25 protein-coding genes are annotated in these 25,913 nt (G+C 70.9%); 10 read left to right on the plus strand and 15 right to left on the minus strand.

Annotated elements, in window-relative coordinates:
* Positions 1 to 67: 67 nt before the first annotated feature.
* Both ACRYCC_RS25560 and ACRYCC_RS25565 read right to left on the minus strand, forming a co-directional pair.
* Positions 68 to 946, minus strand: coding sequence for an EamA family transporter (locus ACRYCC_RS25560; protein WP_433816103.1), 879 nt, complete (start codon positions 944 to 946; stop codon positions 68 to 70).
* Positions 946 to 1,617, minus strand: coding sequence for a B3/B4 domain-containing protein (locus ACRYCC_RS25565; protein WP_433816105.1), 672 nt, complete (start codon positions 1,615 to 1,617; stop codon positions 946 to 948). The genes ACRYCC_RS25560 and ACRYCC_RS25565 overlap by 1 nt, the downstream gene beginning before the upstream one ends.
* Positions 1,618 to 1,695: 78 nt before the next feature.
* Here ACRYCC_RS25565 and ACRYCC_RS25570 point away from each other — a divergent pair, with 78 nt between their 5' ends.
* A complete protein-coding gene (locus tag ACRYCC_RS25570) occupies positions 1,696 to 2,289 on the plus strand; it encodes a helix-turn-helix domain-containing protein (RefSeq protein WP_433816107.1) in 594 nt (197 codons plus the stop codon).
* Positions 2,290 to 2,422: 133 nt separating this feature from the next.
* Entirely contained in the window at positions 2,423 to 3,400 is a 978-nt protein-coding gene (locus ACRYCC_RS25575; protein ID WP_433816108.1) for a sialidase family protein, read from the plus strand.
* A 39-nt stretch (positions 3,401 to 3,439) separates the two neighbouring features.
* Here ACRYCC_RS25575 and dnaN read toward each other — a convergent pair whose 3' ends face one another.
* The gene (dnaN, locus tag ACRYCC_RS25580) at positions 3,440 to 4,546 is read right to left on the minus strand and encodes a DNA polymerase III subunit beta (RefSeq protein ID WP_433816109.1); all 1,107 of its coding nucleotides are present in this window, start codon (positions 4,544 to 4,546) and stop codon (positions 3,440 to 3,442) included.
* A 198-nt stretch (positions 4,547 to 4,744) separates the two neighbouring features.
* Between dnaN and ACRYCC_RS25585 the strand changes: the two genes are divergently transcribed.
* The 3 genes from ACRYCC_RS25585 (at position 4,745) to ACRYCC_RS25595 (ending at position 9,507) form a co-directional block, all read left to right on the plus strand.
* Positions 4,745 to 5,380, plus strand: coding sequence for a TetR/AcrR family transcriptional regulator (locus ACRYCC_RS25585; protein ID WP_433816111.1), 636 nt, complete (start codon positions 4,745 to 4,747; stop codon positions 5,378 to 5,380).
* A gap of 136 nt (positions 5,381 to 5,516) precedes the next feature.
* Positions 5,517 to 8,675, plus strand: coding sequence for a DEAD/DEAH box helicase (locus tag ACRYCC_RS25590; protein WP_433816112.1), 3,159 nt, complete (start codon positions 5,517 to 5,519; stop codon positions 8,673 to 8,675).
* A 7-nt stretch (positions 8,676 to 8,682) separates the two neighbouring features.
* Positions 8,683 to 9,507, plus strand: coding sequence for an SWIM zinc finger family protein (locus tag ACRYCC_RS25595; RefSeq protein ID WP_433816114.1), 825 nt, complete (start codon positions 8,683 to 8,685; stop codon positions 9,505 to 9,507).
* Between the two features lie 133 nt (positions 9,508 to 9,640).
* Here the strand turns inward: ACRYCC_RS25595 and ACRYCC_RS25600 are convergent, their stop codons facing one another.
* A complete protein-coding gene (locus ACRYCC_RS25600) occupies positions 9,641 to 10,438 on the minus strand; it encodes a hypothetical protein (RefSeq protein WP_433816116.1) in 798 nt (265 codons plus the stop codon).
* 474 nt (positions 10,439 to 10,912) lie between these two features.
* On the opposite strand from ACRYCC_RS25600, the gene rox reads away from it, so the two are divergent.
* On the plus strand, positions 10,913 to 12,337 hold the full coding sequence (rox, locus tag ACRYCC_RS25605) for a rifampin monooxygenase (protein WP_433816118.1): 1,425 nt from the start codon (positions 10,913 to 10,915) through the stop codon (positions 12,335 to 12,337).
* Positions 12,338 to 12,445: 108 nt separating this feature from the next.
* Here rox and dnaB read toward each other — a convergent pair whose 3' ends face one another.
* Positions 12,446 to 14,947: a replicative DNA helicase gene (gene dnaB, locus ACRYCC_RS25610; protein WP_433816120.1), complete on the minus strand. Its 2,502-nt coding sequence runs from the start codon at positions 14,945 to 14,947 to the stop codon at positions 12,446 to 12,448.
* Between the two features lie 345 nt (positions 14,948 to 15,292).
* Here dnaB and ACRYCC_RS25615 point away from each other — a divergent pair, with 345 nt between their 5' ends.
* Both ACRYCC_RS25615 and ACRYCC_RS25620 read left to right on the plus strand, forming a co-directional pair.
* On the plus strand, positions 15,293 to 16,612 hold the full coding sequence (locus tag ACRYCC_RS25615; protein ID WP_433816122.1) for an MATE family efflux transporter: 1,320 nt from the start codon (positions 15,293 to 15,295) through the stop codon (positions 16,610 to 16,612).
* A 70-nt stretch (positions 16,613 to 16,682) separates the two neighbouring features.
* On the plus strand, positions 16,683 to 16,871 hold the full coding sequence (locus tag ACRYCC_RS25620) for a hypothetical protein (RefSeq protein WP_433816124.1): 189 nt from the start codon (positions 16,683 to 16,685) through the stop codon (positions 16,869 to 16,871).
* A gap of 9 nt (positions 16,872 to 16,880) precedes the next feature.
* Here ACRYCC_RS25620 and ACRYCC_RS25625 read toward each other — a convergent pair whose 3' ends face one another.
* The 6 genes from ACRYCC_RS25625 to ACRYCC_RS25650 all read right to left on the minus strand — a co-directional run bounded on the left by ACRYCC_RS25625 (position 16,881) and on the right by ACRYCC_RS25650 (position 19,874).
* Positions 16,881 to 17,624, minus strand: a complete 744-nt coding sequence (locus ACRYCC_RS25625; protein ID WP_433816126.1) for a peptidoglycan recognition protein family protein — start codon at positions 17,622 to 17,624, stop codon at positions 16,881 to 16,883.
* Between the two features lie 253 nt (positions 17,625 to 17,877).
* Entirely contained in the window at positions 17,878 to 18,324 is a 447-nt protein-coding gene (gene rplI, locus ACRYCC_RS25630) for a 50S ribosomal protein L9 (protein ID WP_433816128.1), read from the minus strand.
* 12 nt (positions 18,325 to 18,336) lie between these two features.
* Positions 18,337 to 18,573, minus strand: coding sequence for a 30S ribosomal protein S18 (gene rpsR / locus ACRYCC_RS25635; RefSeq protein WP_433816130.1), 237 nt, complete (start codon positions 18,571 to 18,573; stop codon positions 18,337 to 18,339).
* Positions 18,574 to 18,630: 57 nt separating this feature from the next.
* Positions 18,631 to 19,188: a single-stranded DNA-binding protein gene (locus ACRYCC_RS25640; RefSeq protein ID WP_433816132.1), complete on the minus strand. Its 558-nt coding sequence runs from the start codon at positions 19,186 to 19,188 to the stop codon at positions 18,631 to 18,633.
* Between the two features lie 27 nt (positions 19,189 to 19,215).
* Positions 19,216 to 19,506 carry a 30S ribosomal protein S6 gene (rpsF, locus tag ACRYCC_RS25645; RefSeq protein WP_433816134.1) on the minus strand — a complete coding sequence of 97 codons (291 nt, stop codon included), beginning with the start codon at positions 19,504 to 19,506 and terminating at the stop codon, positions 19,216 to 19,218.
* Positions 19,507 to 19,661: 155 nt separating this feature from the next.
* Entirely contained in the window at positions 19,662 to 19,874 is a 213-nt protein-coding gene (locus ACRYCC_RS25650) for a hypothetical protein (protein WP_433816136.1), read from the minus strand.
* Between the two features lie 187 nt (positions 19,875 to 20,061).
* Between ACRYCC_RS25650 and ACRYCC_RS25655 the strand changes: the two genes are divergently transcribed.
* Both ACRYCC_RS25655 and ACRYCC_RS25660 read left to right on the plus strand, forming a co-directional pair.
* Positions 20,062 to 20,358: a hypothetical protein gene (locus ACRYCC_RS25655; RefSeq protein ID WP_433816137.1), complete on the plus strand. Its 297-nt coding sequence runs from the start codon at positions 20,062 to 20,064 to the stop codon at positions 20,356 to 20,358.
* 69 nt (positions 20,359 to 20,427) lie between these two features.
* Entirely contained in the window at positions 20,428 to 21,195 is a 768-nt protein-coding gene (locus tag ACRYCC_RS25660; protein WP_433816139.1) for a deoxyribonuclease IV, read from the plus strand.
* Positions 21,196 to 21,270: 75 nt separating this feature from the next.
* Here ACRYCC_RS25660 and ACRYCC_RS25665 read toward each other — a convergent pair whose 3' ends face one another.
* The 4 genes from ACRYCC_RS25665 to ACRYCC_RS25680 all read right to left on the minus strand — a co-directional run bounded on the left by ACRYCC_RS25665 (position 21,271) and on the right by ACRYCC_RS25680 (position 25,755).
* Positions 21,271 to 21,735 carry a barstar family protein gene (locus tag ACRYCC_RS25665; RefSeq protein WP_433816141.1) on the minus strand — a complete coding sequence of 155 codons (465 nt, stop codon included), beginning with the start codon at positions 21,733 to 21,735 and terminating at the stop codon, positions 21,271 to 21,273.
* Positions 21,732 to 22,184 carry a guanyl-specific ribonuclease gene (locus tag ACRYCC_RS25670; protein ID WP_433816748.1) on the minus strand — a complete coding sequence of 151 codons (453 nt, stop codon included), beginning with the start codon at positions 22,182 to 22,184 and terminating at the stop codon, positions 21,732 to 21,734. The genes ACRYCC_RS25665 and ACRYCC_RS25670 overlap by 4 nt, the downstream gene beginning before the upstream one ends.
* A gap of 74 nt (positions 22,185 to 22,258) precedes the next feature.
* Positions 22,259 to 23,362: a mannosyltransferase family protein gene (locus ACRYCC_RS25675; RefSeq protein WP_433816143.1), complete on the minus strand. Its 1,104-nt coding sequence runs from the start codon at positions 23,360 to 23,362 to the stop codon at positions 22,259 to 22,261.
* Between the two features lie 110 nt (positions 23,363 to 23,472).
* The gene (locus ACRYCC_RS25680; RefSeq protein ID WP_433816145.1) at positions 23,473 to 25,755 is read right to left on the minus strand and encodes a transglycosylase domain-containing protein; all 2,283 of its coding nucleotides are present in this window, start codon (positions 25,753 to 25,755) and stop codon (positions 23,473 to 23,475) included.
* Positions 25,756 to 25,913: the final 158 nt, after the last annotated feature.

The raw sequence follows: 25,913 nt of genomic DNA on the forward strand, positions 1-25,913 counted from the left end.
CGCCGCCGGCCGGCCGACGAGCCGCCGCCGACCGGCCCTGGGCCAGGCGGGCGGCCTGCCGCGTGGATCAGTTGATGGTGACCAGGGCCACGCCGGCGACCGCCACGGCCAGGCCGAGACGCTGGATCACTCGCAGCCGTTCGCTGTAGACGACGCGGGCCAGCAGTACAGTGACCGCCGGATACAGCGAGGTCAGCACCGCGGCCATGCTGAGCATCCCGGCCTGTGCCGCCAGGAAGTACAGCAGGTTGGCGATGCCGTCCAGCAGCCCGGACAGCACCGCGAGCACCAGCGTCGTCCCGGCGACCGCGGTGCCGCCGGACCGGGGCCCACCGCGCAGCCGCAGCACCAGCACCGCGGCCAGGATGACGGCCAGGCCGCCGCTCCGGGACGCCACCAGAGGCCAGAACCCGGACTCGTCACCGCCCTGCCGCAGCAGCACGAAGAAGACGCCGAAGCCGGTGCCCGACAAGGCGGCCATGAGCGGGCCGCTGTCGGCGAACCGGCGGACGGGCCGCCCGGCGGGCCGGGTCCCCGGCCCGTTCTCCTCCATGCTGACCAGCGCGATCGCCGCCAGGCACAGCAGGACGCCCACGAGCACCGGCGGCGCGAGCCGCTCGCCGCCGAGCGTGCCCACCACCACGGGGAGCACGGCGGCCGCCAGCGCGGACACCGGGGCCACCACGCTCATCGGGCCGCTGGCGAGCGCCCGGTAGAAGGTGATCAGGCCCGCTCCACCGGCCAGCCCCGAGCCGAAGCCCCAGGCCAGACCGGCCGGGGCCGGTGCGTCTCCGGCGACGATCGCGATCAGGCAGAGGATCGCCAGCCCCACCGGCACGCTCACCATCAGCACCGGGAGCACGGTGGCCCGGCGCGAGGCCGCGCCGCCGAGAAAGTCGGCGGCGCCATAGAACAGGGCGGAGCCCAGACCGAGCAGGGTGACCATCAGTGACCCGCCGGGCCGATGAGCCGCCGTTCGATCCGTACGTCCGGCGCGAGCACGCGCAACCGCGCCGCCAGGTCGTCGGCGGCCGCGTGCAGGCGGTCGAGGGAGTACGGCTCGAGGCGCTCGAACAGGAACAGCCCGTTCTTGGTCGACTCGGTGATCCGGGTGCGGACGCACTGACGCCAGTTCCAGCGGCGGCAGGTCACGCCGTCGTCGTCCCTCCAGACGACCTCACCCGCGTCGGGGTGGTCGACGGCGGGGACCCCGTCCGCCGTGGTGTCGAAGGGCTCGGTGCCGGTGGCCCGCACCAGCCGGGCCGGTCCCCGGTAGGCGTCGAGGTCCTCGCCGCCGATGGGCAGCGCGTACTCGACGCTGACCGCGTTGTAGGCGTCCACGACCCTGTTGACGGCGGGAAGGGAGTCCGCGCGGCGCAGCAGGGCGTCCACGGAGGGCCGGGTGCGCTTCGGCTTGGCCCCGAACGCGGCGTACGCCTCCCGCCAGGCCCCCACGTGGGGGTCCTCCGGGACCGCACGGCCGCCGGCGACCGTCAGCCATCCGGTGGACCGGTCGTCGCTGGGACCGTTCCCGAGCCCTTCGGCGGTCATGGCCAGTACGGCGAAGTCGGGGCGCAGTTGGTGGACCGACTCGTGGACGGCGATGTACTCGAGCATGGTGCGGGCCTCCTCCAGGGACGGTCATTCTATTGCAACGTATAGTGCATTGAACCGACCGGGAGGAAGCATCAGGCGATGAACGACGCAGAGCCCGCCGCGGGCGAGGGCCCGACCGGCGACGGCGTGGGCGAGGCCGTGGGACGCACCGTACGGGCGATGCGGTCCGCGCACGGCTGGAGCCTGGACCAGCTCGCCGCCCGTTCCGGAGTGAGCAAGGGGGTGCTCGTCGCCCTGGAGCAGGGCCGCGGCAACCCCAACCTCGGCACCCTCATAAGGATCTCCGAGGCCCTCGGAGTCGCGCTCACCCGGCTGGTCCAGGTGGAGGAGGAGCCATTGGTGCAGCTCTTCCCGCCGAAGCGGCACGTGGTGCTGTGGCAGGGCCCGTCGGGCGGCACGGGCACTCTGCTGGGCGGCAGCGATCCCCGCCCGTCGCTCGAGTTGTGGAAGTGGGAGCTGGCCCCGGGCGAACGGCGCGACAGCGAGCCGCACACGCCGGGCACCCGCGAGATCGTCCACGTCGAGGAGGGCACGCTCGACCTCACCGTGGACGGCCACCGGCACCGGCTGCCGGCAGGTACCACAGGGGTGTTCGCAGGTGACCGCCCGCACAGCTACGGCAATGACCAGGAATCGACATGTCGCTATGTCCTGGCGGTCATGGATCTCTGACCCCGGAGTGGTGTAACGCTTGCACGAGATGTCCGGAACCAAGGGGATACTCACATTCGTTGGCGTGGTAATCCATGACCAGGACGGATATGTGAGCGATGTAACGGGGAACACCGCTGTACGCGGGGCAGCGATGAGACGATCCGCCGGGGTGTGGCGGGTCGCATCACCTTCCGGTCCACCCGCGCTCCTGAACGACATAGTCGCGCTGTCACCCGACGAGGCATGGGCGGTCGGGCAGACCTCGGATCACCCGGTGATCCAGCATTGGGACGGCACGACCTGGTCGGCCGTGACGCCGCCTCGGCCGGCCTCGCTCATCGGCGCCGGGCTGCTGGGGGTGGCGGCGGTCTCGCCGAGCGCCGCCCTCGCGGTCGGCGGCGGCTACGACCGGCTGGCCGGCCAGGAGGTGCCGCTGATCCAGCGATGGAACGGTACGAACTGGGCCGCGCAGGATCCGGGCCCCTGGCTGCGAAGCGGTTATGTGCTGACCTCCGTGGCGATGTTCACCGCCGACGAGGCGTGGGCCGTCGGGCACGCACTGCCGGGTGGGCCGATCGCGCTGCGCTGGGACGGGGCGCAGTGGATCCGGATCCCCGCGCCGGGGCCCGATCGGGGCAGGCTGCTCGCGGTGGCCGGCATCGCCCCCGACGACGTGTGGGCGGTGGGGACCACCGGATCCGGCGCGCTGATCATGCACTTCGACGGGCGGGCCTGGCGGCGGGAACGCTGCCCCAGCGGCCGGTCGTCGCTCACCGACGTGGTGGCGTTGCCGGACGGCTCGGCCTGGGCCGCGGGCGGAGACGGCCTGCTGCACTGGAACGGCCGCCGCTGGCGCCGGGTCGACCCCGGCCTCGGCTCGGTCAACACGCTGGCCGCCCTGTCGCCCACCGAGGTGTGGGCGGCCGGTGGACGCGGTGAACTCGCCCGCTTCGACGGAGAGAAGTGGCATCGCGCCGACTCCCCCGCGCCGCTGGACGGCGCGGCGGTCTGGCTCGGCGCCGCCTCGGTGGCGCCGGACACGGTCTGGATGGTCGGCTCGCAGCGGACCGGCGGATCCGGCGGATCGGCCACCCTGCACTCCGTCACCGCGCTCACCCAGGAGGACTGAGCAGCGCCGGTCACCCGGCCGGTCAGCCGGTAGTGCCGGTCAGCCGGACAGGCGGATGGGCATGAGGAGATAGCGGAAGTCGTCGGTCTCGCCGGTGAGCAGCGCGGGCCGCGACGGCGCGGTGAAGTCGAGGTTCACCACGTCGGACCCGATGCCCGCGAGGCCGTCGAGCAGGAACTGCGGGTTGAAGGCGACGTCGATGTCGTCGCCGGCGAGCTCGGCCGGCAGGACCTCGTTGGCCCTGGCGGAGTCCCCGGTCGCCGCCCGGATGCGTACCTCGCCCTGGGCGAAGGCGAGCCGCAGCGGGGTGGTCCGCTCGGCGACCAGCGCCACCCGTTTGATCGCCTCGACGAACGGGGCGACCGGCACCTGCGCCCGGACGGTCCAGTCCGCGGTGAGCCGCGATCGGTAGTCGATGAACTGGTCGTCGAGCAGCCGCGTGGTCATGCGGCGCCCACCGCAGGTCAGCCCGATGAGGCTGTCGGCCACACCGGCCATCGCGAGCTCGGTGGGTGTCCCGGAGCGCAGTTGCCTGGTGGTGTCGGCCAGGGTCCGGGCGGGCACCACCGCAGCCACGCCGAACTCCGGCCGGGCGGGGGTCCACGGCAGGTCGCGGGCCGCGATGCGATAGCGGTCGGTGCACGCCAGCCGCATGATGGCGCCCTCGATGTCGAGCCGGACACCGGTCAGCATGGGCAGCGTGTCGTCACGGCTGGAGGCGACCACCACCTGGGCGACCGCGGCGGCCAGCACATCGCTCTCGACGGTGCCCGCGGGGGCGGGCATCTTGGGCAGATCGGGGTAGTCCTCGACGGGCATCGTCATCAGCCCGAACTCGGCGCTGCCGCAGGTGAGCACGGTCTCGGACCCCTCGGTGACGATGTCGACCGGCTGCGCCGGCAGACTCCGCACGATGTCGGTGAGCAACCGCCCGGGCACCAGCACCCGGCCCGGCTCGGTCACGGTGGCCTCGACGGTCACCTCCCCGGACGCCTCGTAGTCGAAGCTGGAGAGGGTCAGCGCCCCCGTGTCCGCCGCCTCGATCAGCATCCCGGCCAGCACGGGGATCGCCGGGCGGGCGGGCAGGGTGCGCGCCGCCCACGCGACGGCGTCCACCAGGACGTCTCGGTCGATCGTGCACCTCATCTGAGCTGCCCCTTCCTCAGGTTGCCGCACTCAGCACGCTATCCAGCGAGTCCGACAGAATAGACCGTTGTCGAGCCGCCACGCCGATGACCGGCATAATCGGGGCACTACCCGAACCCGACACACTACGCACACAATCCAAAATCTCACGTCTTACTCAGAACGGAATGATTCGTTCCCCCATGTATGCTGAGCATCATGGAGACCACGTCCACGCCACTGAGCGGCCGCCGCGCGCAGGCGGCCCGTAACGACCGGCTGATCCTGGAAGCCGCTCGTGAGGTGTTCCTCGCCGATCCCGGCGCCCCCATCGCGGCGGTGGCCGAGAAGGCCGGTGTGGGCATCAGCGCGCTCTACCGGCGCTACGCGAGCAAGGACGTGCTGCTCCAGCGGCTCGCCGGAGACGGGCTGCAACGCTACATCGCGGAGGTTGAGGCCGCCCTCGCCGACGACGGTGATCCATGGCAGGCCTTCGCGGGTTACATGAGCCGCTGCGTGGCGGCCGGATCGAGCGCGCTGTCCCAGCGCCTGTCCGGCAGCTTCACCGCCGGCGAGGAGCTGAATCGCGAAGGGTACCGGGCCGCTCAGCTCACCCAGCAGCTCATCGACCGCACCAAGGCCGCCGGTGCGCTACGCCCCGACATCGAGGTCGGTGATCTGTCCCTGCTGTTCGAGCAGCTCCAGTCCGTCAAGGTGGACGACCCGGAGCGTACCCGCCGGCTCCAGGAGCGCTACCTGACCCTGCTGCTGGAGGCCCTGCACACCTCGTCCGCGCCGCCCCTCCCCGGCCCGGCCCCCACCTGGCAGGAGATCAGCGGCCGCTACAACGGCTGAGCCCGGGGCGGCGTACGGAGCCTCCGCGAGCCCGCGGGGCCGCCGCCGGACACGGCACCGGCCGGTACGGGATCGGCCCGTGGTGCCGAGCACGTAGGCTCCTGAGGTCGTCCGACGCAGCTCAGGGGGCCTGGTCATGTTCGCTCTGCACGCGCTGTGGAGGGCGGACCACCGGCTGGCGCTGTGGGCCGAGGACTCGGCGGAGCGGCCCCTCCCGGGCGCACGGCCCGCGCGAGGCGCACGCCCGCCCGGTGCGGCCCATGGGAGCCGGACGCCTCCCGGCCCCGGCGTGGCGCGTGCGCATCCGTACGCCTGCTCCGCCGAGCTGGTCGCCACCCTCGTGAGCGGTGCCGGACCCCGGCTGGACTGGCTGGTGACCAGGACCGGTGCGGGATGGTGCACGCTGCTGATGCCGTCCGGCGGCGGCGTGCCGCTGCCCTCCCCCGAGCTCGGCGGCGGGCGCGCGAGCGGGGCGCGGGGTGCTCCCGAACTCGTGGCCTGGCACGTCCCCGCCCTGCTCTTCGCTCCCGGTGAGGCGGCGCAACTGCTCGGTGAGCTGTTCGACCCGCGCAGGCCACTGCTGGAGACGGCGCCGGCCGGCCTCGGCGGCATCGAGGTGCCCTACGGCGCGTCGCTGCGATGGCTGACCCGGGTCCATGACCTCGCCTGGCGGCTGGTCGGCCGGGGCCAGGTGCTGCCCGCCGTGCTCACCGAGGAGGGGACTCCCTGTGCGCGCTGGCGCCCCGTACCCGACGCCGCGGGATGGCGGGAGATCGGAGCGCTGACCGCCGCCGCCCCGCCGGTCTGCCGCGCGGAACATCCCGGCCGCCCGGCGGCGGAGGTCGTGGGCGACGTGCTGGACGCGCTCGTCGACAGCGAGGCGCGTGCGGTGCTCGAGAGCCGGCCCCCGCTGCTGCGAGCCGGGCGGCGACCGGCCACGGCCGCGGAACGCTGGCTGGCCGCGCTGACCTCCGGCACCGGACGGATCGACGGTGCGGACCCGGCCGAGCTCACCGGCCTCCAGGACCGGCTGGCCGCCTGGCTCGGGTCCGGGGAGCCTGCCACCGCACGGCTGCGCCTCTGCTTCCGGCTGCGGGAGCCGCTGGGACCGGACCCCGCCGACCCGATGGGCCGTACGTCCGACGACCACTGGCGGCTGGAGTTCCTGCTGCAGGCCGACGAACCCGCGCTGCTGGTCGACGTCGCCGACATGTGGGCCGGCGGCCCGGCGCTGACCGCTCTGGAGGAGAGGGTGGACCGGCCGCAGGAGGTGTTCCTGGCCGAGTTGGGCCGGGCCGTACGGTGTTGCCCGGAGCTGCGCCCGGCCCTGCGGCACGCCCGTCCGGCGGCGCTCGACCTCGACCGCACCGAGGCCCTCGGCTTCCTCCGGGACGCGGCTCCCCTGCTGACCGCCGCCGGCTTCGGGGTGCTGCTGCCGTCCTGGTGGCAGCGCCCGGCGACGGTGGGACTGGCACTGACCGCCCGTACCGCGCAACCCGGCATGGTGCCGGTCGGCGACCTGGTCGGCCAGGACGCCATCGTGGCGTTCGGCTGGCAGGCCGCGATCGGCGACCAGACGCTCACCGTGGAGGAGCTCCGCGAGCTGGCGGCCATCGGCCGGTCGTTGCTCCGCGTCCGCGGTCAGTGGGTCGAGGTCGACCTGGAGCGGATCGCCGAGGCGGTGGCGTTCCTCGAACGGGAGAACGGCGGCACGATGCCCGCCGGGCGGGTGCTGCGCACCGCGCTCGACCCCGACGCCTCGGCGGGCGGCCTGCCGGTGACCAGGGTCGTCGCCGACGGGTGGCTCGGCGACCTGCTCTCCGGCCAGGCGGACCTCCGGCTCGAACCGGTGCCGGTGCCGCCGGGGTTCGGGGCGACGCTGCGTCCCTACCAGGAGCGCGGTCTGGCCTGGCTGGCGTTCCTGTCCCGGCTGGGTCTGGGCGCGGTCCTGGCGGACGACATGGGACTGGGCAAGACGCCCCAGACCCTGGCGCTGCTCGCCGCGGAGCACCCGTCCGGCCCGACACTCCTGATCTGCCCGATGTCGCTGGTCGGCAACTGGCAACGGGAGACCGCGAAGTTCGCGCCGATGCTCCGCGCGCACGTCCATCACGGCGCGCGGCGGCTGTCCGGTGCCGGCCTGGAGCGGGAGATCCAGGGCGCCGACCTCGTGATCACCACGTACGCGACGGCTCAGCGGGATCACGAGGCGCTCCGGAGCATCCGCTGGCGGAGGATCATCCTGGACGAGGCACAGCACATCAAGAACAGCGCCACCCGGCAGGCCACGGCCATCCGCTCGCTGCCCGCCGAGCACCGGATCGCGCTGACCGGCACCCCGGTGGAGAACCGGCTGGCCGACCTGCACGCCGTGCTCGACTTCGCCAATCCCGGCCTGTTCGGATCGGCCGCCGGGTTCCGGGAACGGTACGCGGTGCCCATCGAGCAGCACGGCGACGCCGCCGCGGCCGCGGCGCTCCGGCGCCGTACCGGGCCCTTCATCCTGCGGCGGCTCAAGACGGATCCGGCCATCGCACGCGATCTGCCGGAGAAGCAGGAGATGACGGTGATGTGCAACCTCACCGCCGAGCAGGCCGGCCTGTACCAGGCGGTGGTGACCGACATGGTGAGCCAGGTCGAGAACAGCAGCGGCATCCAGCGCAAGGGCCTGGTGCTGTCCACCCTCGGCAAGCTGAAGCAGATCTGCAACCACCCGGCGCAGTTCCTCCGCGACGGCTCGCCGCTCGCCGGGCGCTCGGGCAAGGTGGCCCGGCTCGAGGAGATCCTGGAGGAGGCGCTCGCCGAGGGCGACAAGACGCTGTGCTTCACCCAGTACGCCGAGTTCGGCGCGCTGCTGCGGGACCATCTGACCGAGCGGCTCGGCAGGGAGGTCCTGTTCCTGTACGGCGGCGTACCCAAGCACGCGCGCGAGGAGATGATCGCCCGCTTCCAGGCCGCTTCGGGCCCGTCGGTGTTCCTGCTCTCCCTCAAGGCCGGTGGCACCGGGCTCAACCTGACGGCGGCCACCCAGGTGATCCATGTCGACCGCTGGTGGAACCCGGCGGTGGAGCAGCAGGCCACCGACCGGGCCTTCCGGCTCGGACAGCGCAGGAACGTCCAGGTCCGCAAGTTCGTCTGCGTCGGGACCGTCGAGGAGCGCATCGACCAGATGATCCACTCCAAGCGGGACCTCGCCGAGTCGGCCGTGGGGACCGGAGAGGACCGGCTCACCGAGCTGTCCACCGCGGCCCTGCGCGAGCTGGTCGCCCTCTCGGCCGACGCGGTCAGCGAGTAGCGCCGCCATGACGACCTGGTGGTCCGAACGGTTCACGGCCCGGCTGGCCTGCGCGGACCTGGGCGTCCCGGCCGCCGCGGACCCCGGCGCGGCCCTCTCCACGGACCCCGGCTCGGACCCTGGTGAGGTCTCCGGCCTGACGATCGCCGCCGGGTCGATCACCGCTCAGGTCCACGGGTCACGGCACGAGCCGTACGACGTATGGATCGATCTGCCGGTGTTCACCCCGGCCGAGTGGGCCGTCGCCGAGCGGGCCCTCGCCGACGACACGGACTGCCACGACCGGATCCTCGACGGGGACCTGCCGCCCGGGCTGGAGGATCTGTTCACCCGATGCGGCCTGTCGCTTCTCCCCGCGGTGCGGGACCTGGCGATGGACTGTTCCTGTCCGGACTGGGCGGTGCCCTGCGCGCACGTCACGGCGGTCCTCCGCGTGCTGGCGGAGTCCTTCGGCACCGACCCGTTCGGCATCCTGACCTGGCGCGGCCGAACCCGGGCCCGGCTGTTGCAGCATCTGCACGCGCTGCGGACGAGCACCCCGGAGGAGCCTCGGCGGCACGCACCCGCCGGGTCGCGATCCGTACCCGAACCGGCACCGGCCGAGCCCCGAGCGATGCCCGTGCCGGTACCGGCCGGGGCGGAGCGCCCGCTCGCCGAGTGCCTGGACGACTTCTGGCAGGAGGGGGCCGTGGAGGTCCACCGGCCGGACGCGTCCGGGCACCGGCTTGCCGAACACGCCCTGGACCGGCTGGGCCCACCGGACCTCGTCATTCGTGGCCGCGATCTGGCCGTCCTGCTGCTGCCCGCCTACCAGGCATTCCGGGCCCGGTGAGCGGCCGAACGCAGCGAGCCGCTCAGCGGCGCGCGCGACGACCGGCCGCCGGCTCAGTGACCTGGTGCCGGGCGGTCACCTGGTCTCGGCGCCGCTCGCACCCGGCTCTGAGCGGCGCCGCGACCATGCCGGTTCAGGAGCCGTAGGGCTTGCTGTTGCGGTCGAGGCCGGTCTGAATGGGCGGGATCGCCTTGTCGTGGGGCAGGCGGTTCAGTGGCAGCAGGAGATCGGCCGGCATCGATCCGGTGGTGCCGATGTCGAGCGAGCCGGCCTCGCCCGCCCGCTTGGGGTCCACCCAGATGACGGCGACATCCCCTGACTTCAGGCCCTTGGCGAGACGGTCGGGGGCACTCGGCCCGGTCATGACGATCTCGAATCCGTCGCCCGCGTGGAACTGCCGGCCCTCGCTGGTGATATCGGTCGTCCGGCCGGCGTCGTAGAGGTAGATCCGAGCGGGCCGGTAGATCGCGTTGACGGCCCCGGGCGCACCGAAGCTGATGCCGTACCTGGCCCCCGAGTCGAAGCAGTAGTCCGGGTGGCCGTCGATGGGCACGGCACAGCTCGGCGGGGAGACGACCTTGGACTTGACCGCGGCCGACCTGAAAACCAGGAACCAGCCGTGCAGGAGGCCGCCGTCATAGGTGCGTTCTCCCCAGCCGGGCCCCACCGTCCCCTTGACGATGATCCCGTTCGCGTAGTGCGTGTACCCACCGGCCTCGCTCTTCACGTTGATCGGCCGGGTACCGATCCACTCCGCCGAGGTGACCTTGAGCTTCTCTCCCGGCGGAGCGCCCGGCGCGGACGGCGCGGACGGCGCGGCGCTGGCGGCAGGGGTCGTGGGCGAGCGGGGCGGGTCGTCGCCGCAGCCGGTGACACCGGCGGCGAGCAGCACCGAGAGGCCGAGCATGTGGGCGCGACGGGGGAACACCACTACTGACTCCACCTGACTTTGAAGATCAACAACCTGCACAGCCTGCCATTGGACCGCACCCGCACGGGCGGGCGAGCGGTCTCATGGCCGGGTTAGGCCAGTACCGTCCGGGGGTGCGGCGGCACCGCCACCTCACGCCGCCCGTTCGGAGTCGTGATCACGTGGCTGGAAAAGCGGTGGACGGGATGATGTCCGGGCTTGTAGCTTGCGGTTGATCGTGACACCGCCCGAGGAGGTGAGACCCATGAACGCTGTATCGATGTGGGTGCTCCCCCTTCCCGTCACGGTCGGGCGATTGACGTAGGTGTCGCCGGGAGCGCCTCGACAACAAGGCACTCCCGAAAGGCAACACCTGTGCACTCTCAGCAGTTCACCGCCGAGCCGTCGTCGACCGGTACGGCCGAGCGCGACTTCACCATGGGCGACGTCCCCGAACCCTGGTCGCCGGCCTCCGGCGCCGATCGCACGCCCCTCATGTTCGACGTGATCATCGCCGGGTGCGGGCCGACCGGTGCGATGCTGGCCGCCGAACTGCGGCTGCACGACGTGCGGGTACTCGTTGTGGAGAAGGAGACCGAGCCCGCGTCGTTCGTCCGCATAGTCGGCCTGCATATTCGTAGTCTCGAGCTGATGGCGATGCGCGGACTGCTGGATCGCGTTCTCCAGCACGGAAGACAGCGTCCGGCCGGCGGCTTCTTCGCCGCCATCCCCAAGCCCGCGCCCGAGGGCCTGGATTCCGCGCACGCCTATCTGCTGGGCATCCCGCAGCCGGTCATCGAGCATCTGCTCGAGGAACATGCGATCGAACTGGGCGCGCAGGTCCGGCGCGGTTGCGCGGTCGCCGGTTTCGAGCAGGACGACGAGGGCGTGACCGTCGAGCTGTCCGACGGGGAACAGCTGCGTTCGCGCTACCTCATCGGCTGTGACGGCGCGCGCAGTACGGTGCGCAAACTGCTCGGCGTCGGCTTCCCCGGCGAGCCCTCACGGACCGACACGCTCATGGGCGAGATGAGAGTGGGTGCACCGCAGGAGGAGATCGCCGCCAAGGTGACCGAGATCAGCGAGACCCATAGGCGATTCTGGCTCAGGCCCTTCGGCGAAGGGGTCTACAGCGTCGTAGTCCCCGCCGCGGGAGTCAGCGACCGTGCGGAACCGCCCACCCTCGATGATTTCAAACAACAGTTGCGCACCTTCGCCGGAACCGATTTCGGCGTGCACTCCCCGCGCTGGTTGTCCCGCTTCGGGGATGCCACCCGGCTGGCCGAACGTTATCGCATCGGGCGGGTGCTGCTGGCCGGCGATGCGGCGCACATCCATCCGCCCATCGGCGGGCAGGGCCTCAACCTGGGCGTTCAGGACGCATTTAACCTCGGCTGGAAACTGGCCGCACAGATCCGCGGCTGGGCGCCGGAAACACTGCTGGACACCTATCAGGCCGAACGTCATCCGGTCGCCGCGGACGTCCTGGACAACACCCGCGCCCAGATGGAACTGCTGTCCACCGAACCGGGTCCGCAGGCCGTGCGCAGGTTGCTCACCGAACTGATGGACTTCGACGAGGTGAACCGCCATCTGATCGAGAAGATCACCGCGATCGGCATCCGCTACGACTTCGGCGAAGGCCCCGACCTGCTCGGCCGCCGCCTGCGCGACATCGACGTGAAACAGGGCCACCTCTACGGTCTGCTGCATCGCGGCCGCGGCCTGCTGCTGGACCGCACCGAACGCCTGACCGTCGGGGCCTGGTCGGACCGGGTCGATTACCTCGCGGATCCCACTGCGGTATTGGATGTTCCGTGCCTCCTGCTGCGCCCCGACGGCCACGTCGCCTGGATCGGCGACGATCAGCAGGACCTGGACGGCCACCTCTCCCGCTGGTTCGGCAAGCCCGCCAACTGATTTCGCCTGAGCAGCCGAAAGTGAATGCGAACACGCCTGTCTCGGGACGAGATCATGGCGGGGACTGGCTCGCGATCGTCGATGCGGGCGGGGACCTACAGCCGGAGATCAGCCGGGGGCCATGTCCACGAACCGGCTGTAGTGCCCCTGGAAGGCCACGGTCACGGTGGCCGTCGGGCCGTTACGGTGCTTGGCCACGATCAGGTCCGCCTCGCCCGCCCTGGGGGACTCCTTCTCGTAGGCGTCCTCTCGGTGGAGCAGGATGACCATGTCGGCATCCTGCTCGATCGAGCCGGATTCGCGAAGGTCCGACACCATGGGTCGTTTGTCGGTGCGCTGCTCGGGACCACGGTTGAGCTGCGACAGCGCGACGACCGGGACGCCGATCTCCTTGGCGAGCAGCTTGAGCGAGCGGGAGAACTCCGATACCTCGACCTGGCGGCTCTCGACCCGCTTGCCGGAGGTCATCAGCTGCAGGTAGTCGATGATGACGATCCGCAGGTCGTGCTGTTGCTTGAGCCGGCGGCACTTGGCCCGGATCTCCATCATCGACATGTTGGGCGAGTCGTCGATGAACAGCGGCGCTTCGGCGACCTCGCTCATCCGGCGGGCCAGCCGGGTCCAGTCCTCGTCCTGCATGGTGCCCGATCGCATGGCATGCAGCGCCACCCGGGCCTCGGCGGACAGCAGGCGCATGGTGATCTCGTTGCGCCCCATCTCCAGGCTGAAGAACGCGGCGGTCAGCCCATGCTTGATCGACGCCGCCCGGGCGAAATCGAGAGCCAGCGTGGAGTTGTGGGTGGGGACCATGCCCCGGCCCGCGAGATAAAGGTGATCATCGTTGTCGACCTGCACGCATCTCACAGGTCTCGACTCGACCGGCCGCACATCGACGACGTACCGCCAGCGGGTGCGTTGCGGGTCATGGCGCGACCGTTCCTTGTGCACGAGCTGCTTGTGCGACAAGCGGAAAACCTGGTCGGGAGTCGTGAAATCGACCATGTAGCACGTCGGGGACTCCGGGTTACGGCCACGAACGGGCTTGGTGGAGATGGAACACCGATAGCCGAGGCTCAGCACCAGCTCCCGCACATCGTGGGCGAGACGGCGAGACGTCACCGCGAACCGAATCGAGCCGGTGGTGGTGACGGTCCCCTCGGTATCGAGAACGCCGGCCAGCAACTCCTGGCGCTGTCGCCGGGACGCTCGGAGATACGACATGGGGATGTGCTTGTCGCCAAGGACACCGATGGTTCGCAGGACGGCCTGGAACGTGCCGTGGCTTCCCCAGCAGGACTCGCAGAGGCCGGAACCCGTTTGCAGTGTGAAACTCCTGCCGCAGCTCGCGCAGGTGCGGTCCGTGAGCTTCCCGGTCGTCTCGGGAAAGCCCAGACGATAGTCGGGGTCCGTCGCGTGCTCGGTCACCGCGATGCCACTGGCCTCGAGATGGACGATGAGCTCCGGGTCGGCGGAGCTGATGCGTGCCCCGCTGCTGTTGCCACCGCCGAGCCAGGCACCGAGAGCGTAAGGAGGAATCGGAAGATCGGCGTCTGGAAGCTCGAGAGGGGAGCTCATCTCGACCGCATGATTCGGCCGGCCGCCGGCGGTCGGACAGACCAATGTCGCCGCCATCTGCTCCGTCGTGACAGTACTTGGACCTATCGGCGCCTCCGCAGAGGTAGGGCCTATGCCACGCCTCTGCGCGTCGTCGCGGCGAGCCGCCCGGCTCCAGGTCAGCCACTGGTGATCCGCGTCGGCGACGACGACCTCGCCATCGGAGAACTCCACCTCGTAACAGCGCCGCCCGTGCAGCACCTCGGTGGCGGCCACCACTCGCGTCGCCTTCCCGTCGGCACCGAGCAGGTGGTCTCCGACGGCGACCTCGCCCATGGTCGTCCACCCGCTCGGGGTGGGCAGCGGCGTGTCCAGCGCCAGCGCCTTCCCGATCGCCGGCCTGGCGGCAATGATGATCATTTGTCCGGGATGGAGGCCGTTGGTGAGGGAGTCGAGGTCGGTGAAGCCGGTGGGGACCCCGGTCATCTGGCCGCCGCGGCTGCCGATGGCCTCGATCTCGTCCAGGGCGCCGGGCATGATCTCGCTCAGCGGGATGTAGTCCTCGCCGGTCCGCTTGTCCGCGATGGCGTACACCTCGGCCTGGGCGCGGTCCAGCAGGTCGTCGGCGTCGACTCCGTCAGTGGCGTAGCCGAGTTGGGCGATCCGGGTGCCGACCTCGACCAGGCGGCGCAGGATCGACCGCTCTCGCACGATCTTGGCGTAGTAGTTGGCGTTGGCGGCCGTCGGCACGGCGGAGATCAGGGTGTGCAGATAGGGTGCGCCGCCGACCCTGGTGATCTCACCTCGCTTGGTGAGCTCGGCCGCGATGGTGACGGCGTCGGCCGGCTCGCCCCGGCCGTAGAGGTCGAGGATCGCGTCGTAGAGGATCTGGTGCGCGGGCCGGTAGAAGTCCTGGGTGGTGAGCGTCTCCACGACGTCGGCGATCGCGTCCTGCGAAAGCAGCATCCCGCCGAGCACGCACTGCTCGGCCGCCAGATCCTGCGGAGGGGTGCGCTCGAACTCCTGCTCGTGCCGCGGTAGCTCGGTCAGACTCACCTCTGCACCCCCTCCACCTCTCGCCCACCACTGGAAGCACCGTCACCGGGAGCCCAGCCACCCCCAAGGTCTAGCAGGCGGAACCGACATTCTCTGGTGCCACGGAGGGGACCGCAAAAGAGCCTGTGGACGGAACTGTGGAGCCGCTGTGCAGACACGCCGCATGCTTTGTGCACGAGGTGTGGACAACTCTGGGGACAACGCCGTCCACAGGGCCCATCTCCAGCGTCTGAGCTGGGAGAACGCGATCCACCCCCTGTGGGGGGAAGAAAGTTGGCACTCCCGGGATCGGTAATGGGCCAATGCCGGTTGCGCTCATTACAGGTGCTAGCCTGAGCAACCGTCATGGCGATCCTGAAGCATCCGCACGATCGTGAGATCCTGCGCCTTGCCGTCCCCGCCTTCGGCGCCCTCGTCGCCGAACCGCTGTTCCTGCTCGCCGACTCCGCCATCGTCGGCCGGCTGGGCACCGGCCCGCAGGCCGGGCTGGGCATCGCCGGTCAGGCACTCACCACGATCGTCGGGGTCTGCGTCTTCCTCGCCTACGGCACGACCGCCGCGGTCGCCCGGCAGGTCGGCGCGGGGCAGCTCAAGGACGCGGTCCGCCAGGGCATCGACGGCATCTGGCTGGCCCTGGCGATCGCCGGCGGCCTCATCCTGGTCGGCCTGCCGCTGGTCCCGTGGATCGTGGACGCCTTCGGCGCCACCTCCGCGGTGGCGCCCGCCGCCGAGACCTATCTGCGCATCAGCCTGTTCGGGATCCCCGGCATGCTCGTCGTGCTGGCCGGCACCGGGGTCCTGCGCGGCATGCAGGACACCCGGACCCCGCTGTACGTGTCCGTGGGCTCGTTCACCCTCAACCTCGCGCTCAACTGGCTCTTCGTGCTGGGGTTCGGCTGGGGCATCGCGGGCTCGGCCTGGGGCACCGTCATCGCGCAGACCATCGGCGGCGCCGTCTACGTCACGACGGTGCTGCGCGGCGCGCGCCGGCACGGCGCCCCGCTGCTGCCCGACGCCCAGGGGGTACGGGCGGCGGCGACGGCCGGGGTCGCGCTGATAGTCCGCACCGTGACGCTCCAGGCGGTGCTCGTCGCCGCGACGGCGGTCGCGGCCCACCAGGGCGTGTCACAACTGGCGGCGTACGGTGTCGGCTCGCGGATCTGGCTCTTCCTGGCGCTCGCGCTGGACGCCATCGCCATCGCCGGCCAAGCGATCACCGGACGCTACCTGGGGGCCTCGGACACCCAGGCCGTCCGGGGAGCGACCCGCCGGATGATCATGTGGGGCGTGGGCGGCGGCGTGGTGTTCGCACTGGTCATCCTCAGTGCCCGGCCCTGGCTGCCGGCGCTGTTCACCCAGGACCCGGCGGTACGGAGCCTGCTGCTGAGCAGCCTGGTCGTCATCGCGGTGATGCAGCCGATCGCCGGAGTCGTCTTCGTCCTCGACGGGGTACTGATCGGCGCCGGGGACATGCGCTATCTCGCGCTCGCGGGTACCGCGACCATGGCGGTCTTCCTGCCGGCCGCCTGGCTGGTGCACGCCCTGGGTGGCGGCCTGGTCGGGCTCTGGCTCACCATCGGCCTGTGGATGGCGGCCCGGCTGATCACCCTGGGTGTACGGGCGCGCGGCGGCGCATGGCTGGTCACGGGTGCTGTCCGCGGATAGTCGTGTGACACGTGAGACGATTATTCGAAAGCATGCTCGAACCTCTACCCCGCTCCGCTAGGCTTCGAACATGTGTTCAACCCATGGCGAGCGGTTGGCTCGACTCACCCGCGCGATCGACGACCTGGCCTCCGAAGGGCTCTCCGGGCTGCCTCCGGAGGCATGGGCCGAGCGGGTCGCCGGCATCTGGTCGCTGGTCGAGGGCCTGGATCCGGAGATCGCCCGTCGCCGGACCCGCTATTCGATGCCGGAGTCCTGAGCGGCGGGGCTACCGGCCGCTGCCGAGAGACGGCGGCATGGCGCCCGTCGGCTCCGGCGAAAGCGGCGGCATGGCGACCGGGCTCCCGGTGGGGTCGGCCGCCCCCGGCGTCAGGGGATCCTGGGCGAGGACCGACGGATCGTGTCCGGACAGCCGGGCAGCGACGCCACGGCGCAGTTCCGGCAGCCGGCCGTACAGCACATCTCCCGGGCACTCGGTCCGGTTGAAATCGCGATGACCCACGATGGCCTTGTAGGGATCGAGGTCGTAGATCCGGCACAGCCACACGCAGACATCCCGCAGCGCGTCCCACAGCCGCTCCGGCACCGGGGACTTCATGTAGTTCCCCTCGTTCTCGATGCCGAGCGTGTGGTGGTTGTGGCTGTGGGTCTGTGCTCCCATGACGTTCCGGTGCGCCAGGATCGCCTTCAGGCTGCCGTTCCGCCCCTCCATCACATGGCCGCCGCGGCTGATCGTGAGCTGCTCGCCGATGTCGTTCCAGCCCCGGACGTTCATGTGGAAGCGCTGGATCTGCCGGGACAACTGGTAGGCGTGCGCCAGCGAGAGATCCGTGCTGTTCGGCGTCGAGGTGTGGTGCACCACGATGTGGTCGGGGTGGCGGTCGAGCACCTCGGCCCTGCACTTGGGCGACTCGGCGTTCCACTGCCGGCGCGTATGGATCAGTGGCACGTCGTCCCTCCTGGTCCGCGCGGCCGCCTGGGCCGGGTCGCCGGCCAGCAGCAGCAGTGCCATCGCCCCGACACCGATCCCGGAGCCCAGGAGCCCGCGACGGGTCGGTGCCGTGATCCGTGCCGGAGGGCGGCACATCGCCGCCCCCATTATCCAGCCTTCCGACATGTTCCCCCTCACACACGTCCAGTTACGGACGGTAGCGGTCGGGGGAGCGATCACCAAGGACGCCCGCCCGGGCGGTTTCACGTGGAACGGCCCGGACCTGATGGTCCGGGCCGTTCGGGTGTTGCCGCCCTCGATGTGGAGGGATGGATCAGGCGTCGACCACGTCGATGTTGATCGTGGCGCTGACCTCGGGGTGCAGTCGCACCGAGACCTGGTGCGCGCCGAGCGTCTTGATCGGGTTGCGCACCTCGATCCGGCGCTTGTCGAGGTCCGGCCCACCGGCGTCCTTCACCGCGTCGGCGATGGTGGAGGCGGTGACCGAGCCGAACAGCCGGCCGTTGGCACCGGCCTGGGTGCTCAGCTTGACCTTGAGCGCCTCGAGGCGACCGGCGACCTCCTTGGCGTGGTCGAGGTCCGCGATCTGGCGGGCCGACCGAGCCTTCTTGATCGAGTCGATCTGCTTCTCGGCACCGCGGGTCCACTTCATGGCGAACCCACGCGGCTCGAGGTAGTTACGGCCATAGCCGTCCTTGACCTCGACGACCTCGCCCGGCGATCCGAGGCCGGCGACCTGCTGAGTGAGGATGAGCTTCATCGTCCGACCTCCTTAACGGGCAGTGCTCGTGTACGGCAGGAGAGCCATCTCACGGGCATTCTTGATCGCCGTGGCCACGTCACGCTGGTGCTGGGTGCAGTTGCCCGTCACCCGCCGGGCGCGGATCTTGCCCCGGTCGGAGATGAACTTGCGCAGCAGCGCGGTGTCCTTGTAGTCGACGTAGGAGATTTTCTCCTGGCAGAACAGGCAGACCTTCTTCTTCGGCTTGCGAATAGGAGGCTTGGCCATCGTGGTGCTCCTCTACGGAGAGCCCCGTTCACACGGGGATGGTCAGTGAATGGTTGGTTAGAAGGGCGGGTCGTCGGAGAAGCCTCCGCCGCCTCCGCCGCCGGTCGCCCATGGGTCGTCGGCAGGCGCGCCGCCCCCGCTGGGACCGCCGCCGCCGGGGCCGCCGCCGAAGCCGCCACCCCCGCCGGACTGGCCACCACCGGAGTAGCCGCCCCCACCGCCGCCGCCGAAGCCGCCGCCACCCTGACGCTGGGTCTTGTTGACCTTGGCGGTGGCGTTCTTCAGGGACGGGCCGACCTCGTCGGCCTCGATCTCGTAGACGGTGCGCTTCTCACCCTCGCGGGTCTCGTACGACCGCTGCTTGAGACGGCCCTGCACGATCACCCGCATGCCGCGCTGGAGGCTTTCGGCGCAGTTCTCCGCCGCCTGCCGCCAGACGTTGCAGGTCAGGAAGAGGCTCTCGCCGTCCTTCCATTCGTTCGTCTGCTTGTCGAGGAAGCGAGGCGTGGACGCGATACGGAAGGTCGCGACCGCCTGGCCACTAGAGGTGAAGCGGAGGTTCGGATCCTCGACGAGGTTGCCGACGATCGTGATCTGAGTGTCGCCTGCTGCCATGGGGCTCGCTCCGGCTGCTCTACGGGTCTAGTGAATCTCTGGACGGAGGACCTTCGTACGCAGGATCGTCTCGTTCAGGTTGAGCTGGCGGTCAAGCTCCTTGACCGTGGCAGGCTCGGCCGTGAGGTCGATGATCGCGTAGATGCCTTCGGACTTCTTCTGGATGTCGTACGCCAGGCGCCTGCGGCCCCAGACGTCGACCTTCTCGACACTGCCGCCGTCGTTCTTGACGACCCCAAGGAACGGGTCGAGCGACGGGGCTACGGTGCGCTCCTCGACTGCGGGGTCGAGGATGACCATGAGTTCGTAGCGACGCATGCTAGGTCCCTACCTCCTCTGGACTGATGCGGTCACGGTCTCTCCGTGACAGGAGGGCTCTTGCGTCACCCACGGCCGTGGGTGTCCGAAGCCGGGTGGCTCCGGGATGGCCGTGGGGATCGTCATAGGCTACCAACAACTGACGGCGCCCGAGCTCATCGCGGGCAAGACCCGGACCCGGCCGGCATGCGGCGCCGATCCAGCTCCGCCATGATCTCGGCCATCCGGGCCCGCATGCGCCCGGCCTGCGTCGTCAGGAGCGACAGCTCCTCGACGAGCTCGACGTCGCCGGCCGTCCTCAGCTCACGCGTCGGCTGGTCCGCCTCCCGGGCGGCCACGGGGGTCGTCCCCCCTGATAGGCGCTGCACCGCATCCACCTCCAACATCGAAGATGCGTTCGACGTTACCCCGATCCGGTGACAAAACCCGGCATTCACCGGCCGGAAGTCCGAAAAAGCAGGTCAGGGGCGCTGACGCCGAGCGACGACCGGTTGACGCCGTAGCCGGTGGGCATCAACCTGGAGAGGAAGTTCCTACCTCTGAGGGGGTGGACAGATGCCACAGGTGCTTCATAACCAGCATCTCACCCTGAACACCGATGGCCGGCGGCATCCACGGGAGAACTCCCTGGCGGTCGCCGCGGTGATGTTCGGGATCACGGCCTTCGTACTCGGCTTCATCGTGAGCGCCCACCTGCCCGCCGCGATCATCGGCGTCATCGGCTTCCCGCTGGGCCTGTACTCGCAGATGGTCTCCGCCACGACGGGGGAGCGCTGGCTCAACGTGGTGGGCATGATCGGCTCGGCCGTCGGGCTGGCCCTGGCGCTGGCGCACGGCGGCTTCTCGGCCTGACGCCGGGCGGCCCGTCCGGACCGGCCGCGCGGACCCATGGGCCGTGCCGTCCGGGCTAGGCTCGTCTGCATGCGCATCGGAGCCCATGTCGACCAGAACGATCCGCTCGGTTCGGCCACCGCCCGCAAGGCGGAGGTCGCGCAGTTCTTTCTGGGTGATCCGCAGAGTTATGCCAAGCCGGTGATCCCGGAGGGCATCGAGGCGATCCGGGAGTCCGACGTGGACGTCTACGTCCACGCTCCGTACCGGATCAACGTGGCCACCCGCAACAACAAGATCCGGATACCGAGCCGCAAGCTCCTGGCCCAGCATCTGGAGGCGGCCGCGTCCATCGGCGCCAAGGCGCTGATCGTGCACGGCGGCCACCTGGCCGTGGACGACGATCCCGAGATCGGCTTCGAGAACTGGCGCAAGGTCTTCGAGCGGCTTGAGTGCCCCATCCCGATCTACCTCGAGAACACCGCGGGCGGCGACAACGCCATGGCGCGCAGGTTCGATCGCATCGCCCGGCTGTGGGAGGTGCTCGACGGCGTCGCCGATCTCGACCGGAACCTCGGGTTCTGCCTGGACACCTGCCACGCCCATGCCGGGGGTGAGACGCTCATCGACGCCGTCGAGCGGATCAGAGCGATCACCGGCCGCATCGACCTGGTGCACTGCAACGACAGCCGCGACGCCTTCGACTCGGGTGCCGACCGGCACGCCAACCTGGGCGCCGGCCAGATCGACCCCGAGCTGATCCTGACCGTCGTCCGGGCCGCCGGCGCCCCCGTGGTCGTCGAGACCCCGGCGGACGGCCAGGCCGACGACATCGCCTGGTTGCGCGACAACCTCTGACCGCCCGGGGCCGCCCAGGCCCTGCCCGGACCCCGGCGCCACCGGCGCCGCCCGGGGCACCGACCGGCCTCCGGGTCAGTGGAGCAGGGGGAGGTCCGGGGCGACGTCCTCGTCGCCCGTCGCCGGCAGCAGCACGGTCATCGGGGTCTCGGTGTCCCGCCACAGGTCCACGGCCTCGGCGAGGATGTCGATCGCGGTGCTGAAACTCTCCGGCTCCTCCTGGGCGAGGGCCTGCCATCCGGCGTAGACGATCAGGTAACCGGCCATGGAGGTCGCCCAGGTCAGGTCGGTCAGGCAGTCGGCCAGGGCATCCCAGTTGTGCCCGAACCAGTCCGGGAACTCCAGTCCCTCGGCCGACATCTCGAGGAACTCCTCCTTGTCGGTGACGGTCTGCCCGGCCAGCCAGAACGGCCGCCACCCGGCGCCCTGCGCCGCCTCGACCACGTCGGCCCGCCGCGTCGACCCGGGCACCGTCCAGAGGTAGACGCCCGGCTCCGTCTTTCCCGCCAGCACGCCCGCCAGGCCCCCGAGCTCGCTCATCGATCTCCTCCGACGACCACGAAGGTCCGGTAGTGGTCCGCGGTGTAGTACCGCTCGCCGTTCTTGCCCGCAATGATCCGCCGCGCGCCCCGGTCCGCGGACCCCGGCGTCGGGACGGTGAACTCACGGTAGTAGCCGCTCGGCTCACCCGGCAGCAGCCGCTCCCTGTTCTGGAAGACCACGCCGTCCTTGCGGTACGGGTACGGTCCGCCGGCGGCGATCAGCCGGAGGGTCTCCCGAGCCTCCGGTGGCAGCCGCCCGGGAGAGATCGTACGCAACCCCGCGGCACCCGGCGTGAGGCGGGCCGGGGCCCGTACCGCCGGGGAACTCGTCGCCGCACCGGCCGTCCCGTCGTCGCCCGCCGTACCGCCGGCGCAGCCCGTGGCGCACAGGGCCAGCAGCCCGCCCAGAACCATGGCCGCCGCGAGGGCCCGCAGCGGCCGGAACATCTCCTTCACAACGGCACATCGTCACACAGCCGGTGCTCGCAGGCGCCGCGACGCGCGGACCGCACGCGGTGCCGTCAGCCCGCCCAGGATCCCTCGGTGAACTTGATGGTCTCGACGGCCAGGAAAGGGATCATGCCGACGAGCAGCGCCCGGTACACCCATGGCCGCCGGACGCCCAGTCCGCCGATCATCAGCCAGAGCGGCCACCACATCAGGCTGGAGCGGCCGATCGACAGGTAGAACGCCGAGGTCAGCAGGGCCACCATCTGCAACCCGACATAGCTGAACTCGGCCCAGCGGCGCCGCCACAGCAACCACAGGGTCAGCAGCACACCGAGCGCCGCCGCGATCAGCTCCACCCGGAAGGCGCCGGTGAACTGGTTAGGGGCCCCGAAGGCCGCGTTCCAGGTGGTCTCGAGCGCCTGCCAGGGATCGACCGTCCGGCGGCCCCAGCCGCGCTCCTGCGCGTGCTGCCAGGCGTTCAGGTCGCCCCGGGACCACCACCACAGGTAGGCGAAGTACGACAGCGGCGCCAGGAAGGGCACGAGCAGCCAGGGGGCCTTGCGCCATCGGCGGTCGTGGGCGAGGAACTCCACGATCAGCGCGACGGCGAGGAAGAGCCCGGTGACGCGGATGCCGGCGCCGAAGAACGCGTACACCGCGGCGAGCTCCCAGCGGCGCCGGCGCGCGAGCATCCATGCGGGCAGCGCGAAGGCCAGGAACAACGCCTCCGAGTAGCCGGCGAACAGGAACACCGCGAACGGCGACAGCAGCAGTGCGGCGACCGCCCGCTGCCCGGTGCCCTCGGCGCCCTCCTGGTCACCGAGACGGGCGAGCGCGACCATCGCCACCGCGCCCGCGACCAGGCTGATGAGCAGCGCCGACAGCCGCCAGTCCGGGACGATCAGGTGGACGGCCCAGATCAGCAGCGGCAGGCCGGGGAAGAATCCGGGCAGTCCGGCATCCGGGGGATTCGCCGGGTTGCCGCTGTAGCCGTACCGGGCGATCTCGATGAAGTGGTCGACGTCCCACTGGGTGAACCGCTCGAGGAACGGGTCCTGGAGGTTCCCGCGGACGTACAGGCTGGAGGCGACGAGCGCGATCGCCACGATCCCGAGCCGGGTGATCAGCCATAGGTACAGGGCCGTACGGTCACGGGAGGTCAGATGGGGTCTCACGGTTCTCTTTCGTACCAGGTTCGGCCCCTGCTCCTCCGTCGCCGGGCGACGATGGGCCTGTGATCCGGGCCGCGGCGGCCAGGCCCGGAGCACAGATCATGGCGCATGCCTCAGCCCGACCGCGCCTGAACCCTCCCGCAGGCCGGATTCCGCTGGTGCTCCGGCTGTACGCACCACCACTTGAGCGCCGGCCCCGCGGGCGGGGGCCGGTCCGGATCGCACGACTTGGGCGCGGAGTCGGGGGTGCAGTAGGGCAGGCCGGGGCTCGGTGCCGATCCGGGACAGCCCGGCCGCCCGGGCTTGCACGGGACCGCCGGACGGGGCGAGCTCCTCCCGGCCCGTGGCGGTGGCGGTGACGAGGTGCCCGGCAGCGTCGACGGCCATCGCCTCAGCTCGCCGGTGAAGGCGGGCGCTGGGAAGTCCTGGACGGGCAGGTCCCGGGTGACCTTGGCCATGAACGACCTCCAGATCTCCGCGGGCACCGAGCCGCCGTCCACGGCCTCGTGCCGGCCGGGAATGCCGCTGATCGGCCTGTTCCGGTTGTCGGCCAGCAGGACCGCCGTCGCGAGCTGTGGCACGTAACCGACGAACCAGGCCGCCCGGTGCCCGTCGGTCGTCCCGGTCTTGCCGGCGACCGGCCGGTCCGGCAGCGCGGCCCGCCGCCCGGTGCCGCCGGTCACCACGGCCCGCAGCGCGTACGTCGCCTGGGCCGCCTGCTCCCTGGTGAGGACCGGTTCGGCCCGCTCGTCCCAGGGCAACGGGATCGATCTGCCGTGGGCGTCCACGATCTTGGTGATCACGTGCGGGGTGACCGGGGTGCCACCGTTGGCGAAGGCGGCATAACCGGCGGCCTGGTGGACCGCCGGGATGGTGGCGATGCCCAGCGACAGTCCGCCCTGGCCGCGGAAGGGCGTGAGGTACGAGGACGGGACACCGAACTCCTGGGCGACCGCGAGCACCCTGCCCAGGCCGAGCTGGAAACCGAGCTTCACGTAACCGGTGTTGACCGACTGCGCGGTGGCCTCGACCAGGTCGACGATGCCGAGCGATCCGATCTTCTCGTCGTTGCTCACGGAGTAGCCCGGCGTGTTCATCGGGGTGTTGTTGCCGGCGGCGTCGAACTTCTGCGGGGAGCGGCCGTCCACCACCGACCGCACGGAGTAGCCCTGCTTCAGCGCGGCGGCGAGAACGTACGGCTTGAAGGTGGAGCCTGCCTGGGCGGTGGGGGTGAAGACGGTGTCGACCTGGCTCCGCCGGGGGTCACCGCCGTAGAACGCCCTCACGGCGCCGTCCCGCGGATCGACGGCGATCAGACCGGAACGCAGGCTCACCGGCCAGCGGGCCACCTTGGCCTCGGCCATCGCCTGCCCCGCGTAGGCCATCCACCGCTTGTCCAGCCCGGTGTAGATCTTCAGGCCGCCGTTGACGACGTCCGAGGACGGGATGTCGAGCTGCTGCAGCTCCTGCAGGACGCGGTCGCGCATGAGGCCCAGCTGCCCGCTCTCATCGACCTCGTCCCACTGGCGCTGGGTGGCCGGGAAGCGCTGCCGCGCCGCCTCTGCCCGGCTCAGTCTCCCCATCCCGACGAGGCCGTCGAGCACGTAGCTCCAGCGGGCGCGCAGCGCGCGGGCGGCCTCGTCGTCGCCCTGGGTCTTGAAGTAGGCGGGCCGCTGGATCATGGCCGCGAGCAGCGCGCACTCCGCGACCGACAGGTTCCAGGCGTCCTTGTGGAAGTACGCCCGCGACGCCGCCTGGACCCCGGAGGACTGCCGGCCGAAGTAGACGGTGTTGAGGTACAGGTCGAGGATCTCGTCCTTCGTCTGGCGCCGGCTCAGCTTGAACGCGATGAAGGCCTCCTTGAACTTGCGGCCGGCCGTGCGGTCCTTGCTCAGGCCCTTGTAGTAGTTGCGCGCCAGTTGCTGGGTGACGGTCGAGCCGCCCTGGACGTCCCCGCCGGTCACGTTGTTCCACAGGGCCCGGGCCAGCCCGCGGGGGGATATCCCGGGCTCGCCGTAGAAGCCGCGGTCCTCGGCCGCCAGCACCGCCCACCTGAGCCGGTCCGGGATCTGCGCGTGCCCGAGCAGCTCACGATGCGCGCCGAGCCGCAGGATGGGGGTCCCGTCCGCGTAGTAGACCGGGGACCCCTGGTCGGTGACCCCGTCCTGCGGCTCCGTCGGCATCGGGGTCCGCGCGTAGCCGACCCCGATGAGGGTGCCGAGCGCCAGCACCGCCAGTGCGATGAGGCCGAGGACGGCCCGCCAGGTGGGCACGAACCTGGCCCGTCTGAGCGCCCGCAGCGCCCGCCACCAGGGCCACCTCCGCGGGTGGCGCGTGGCGGCGGCGTGCCGGGTACGGCGATGGCGTACGGGACGGAGGGCTTTCGGGAGACGCATACGACCTCATCGGATGGCAGCACGGAGTCGGTATGTCGTCCGGGAACGCGCGATCCGGGTCGGTGAAGCCGCGACCGTCGGGAGGAAGGCGTGCGTGAACCGGACGACGCTGCGTCTCATGCGCAGCTACTCGGTACTGACCACCCATGTGGTCGGTG

This window comes from Actinomadura scrupuli, from assembly GCF_050971785.1.
GTDB classification, from domain to species: domain Bacteria; phylum Actinomycetota; class Actinomycetes; order Streptosporangiales; family Streptosporangiaceae; genus Actinomadura_E; species Actinomadura_E scrupuli.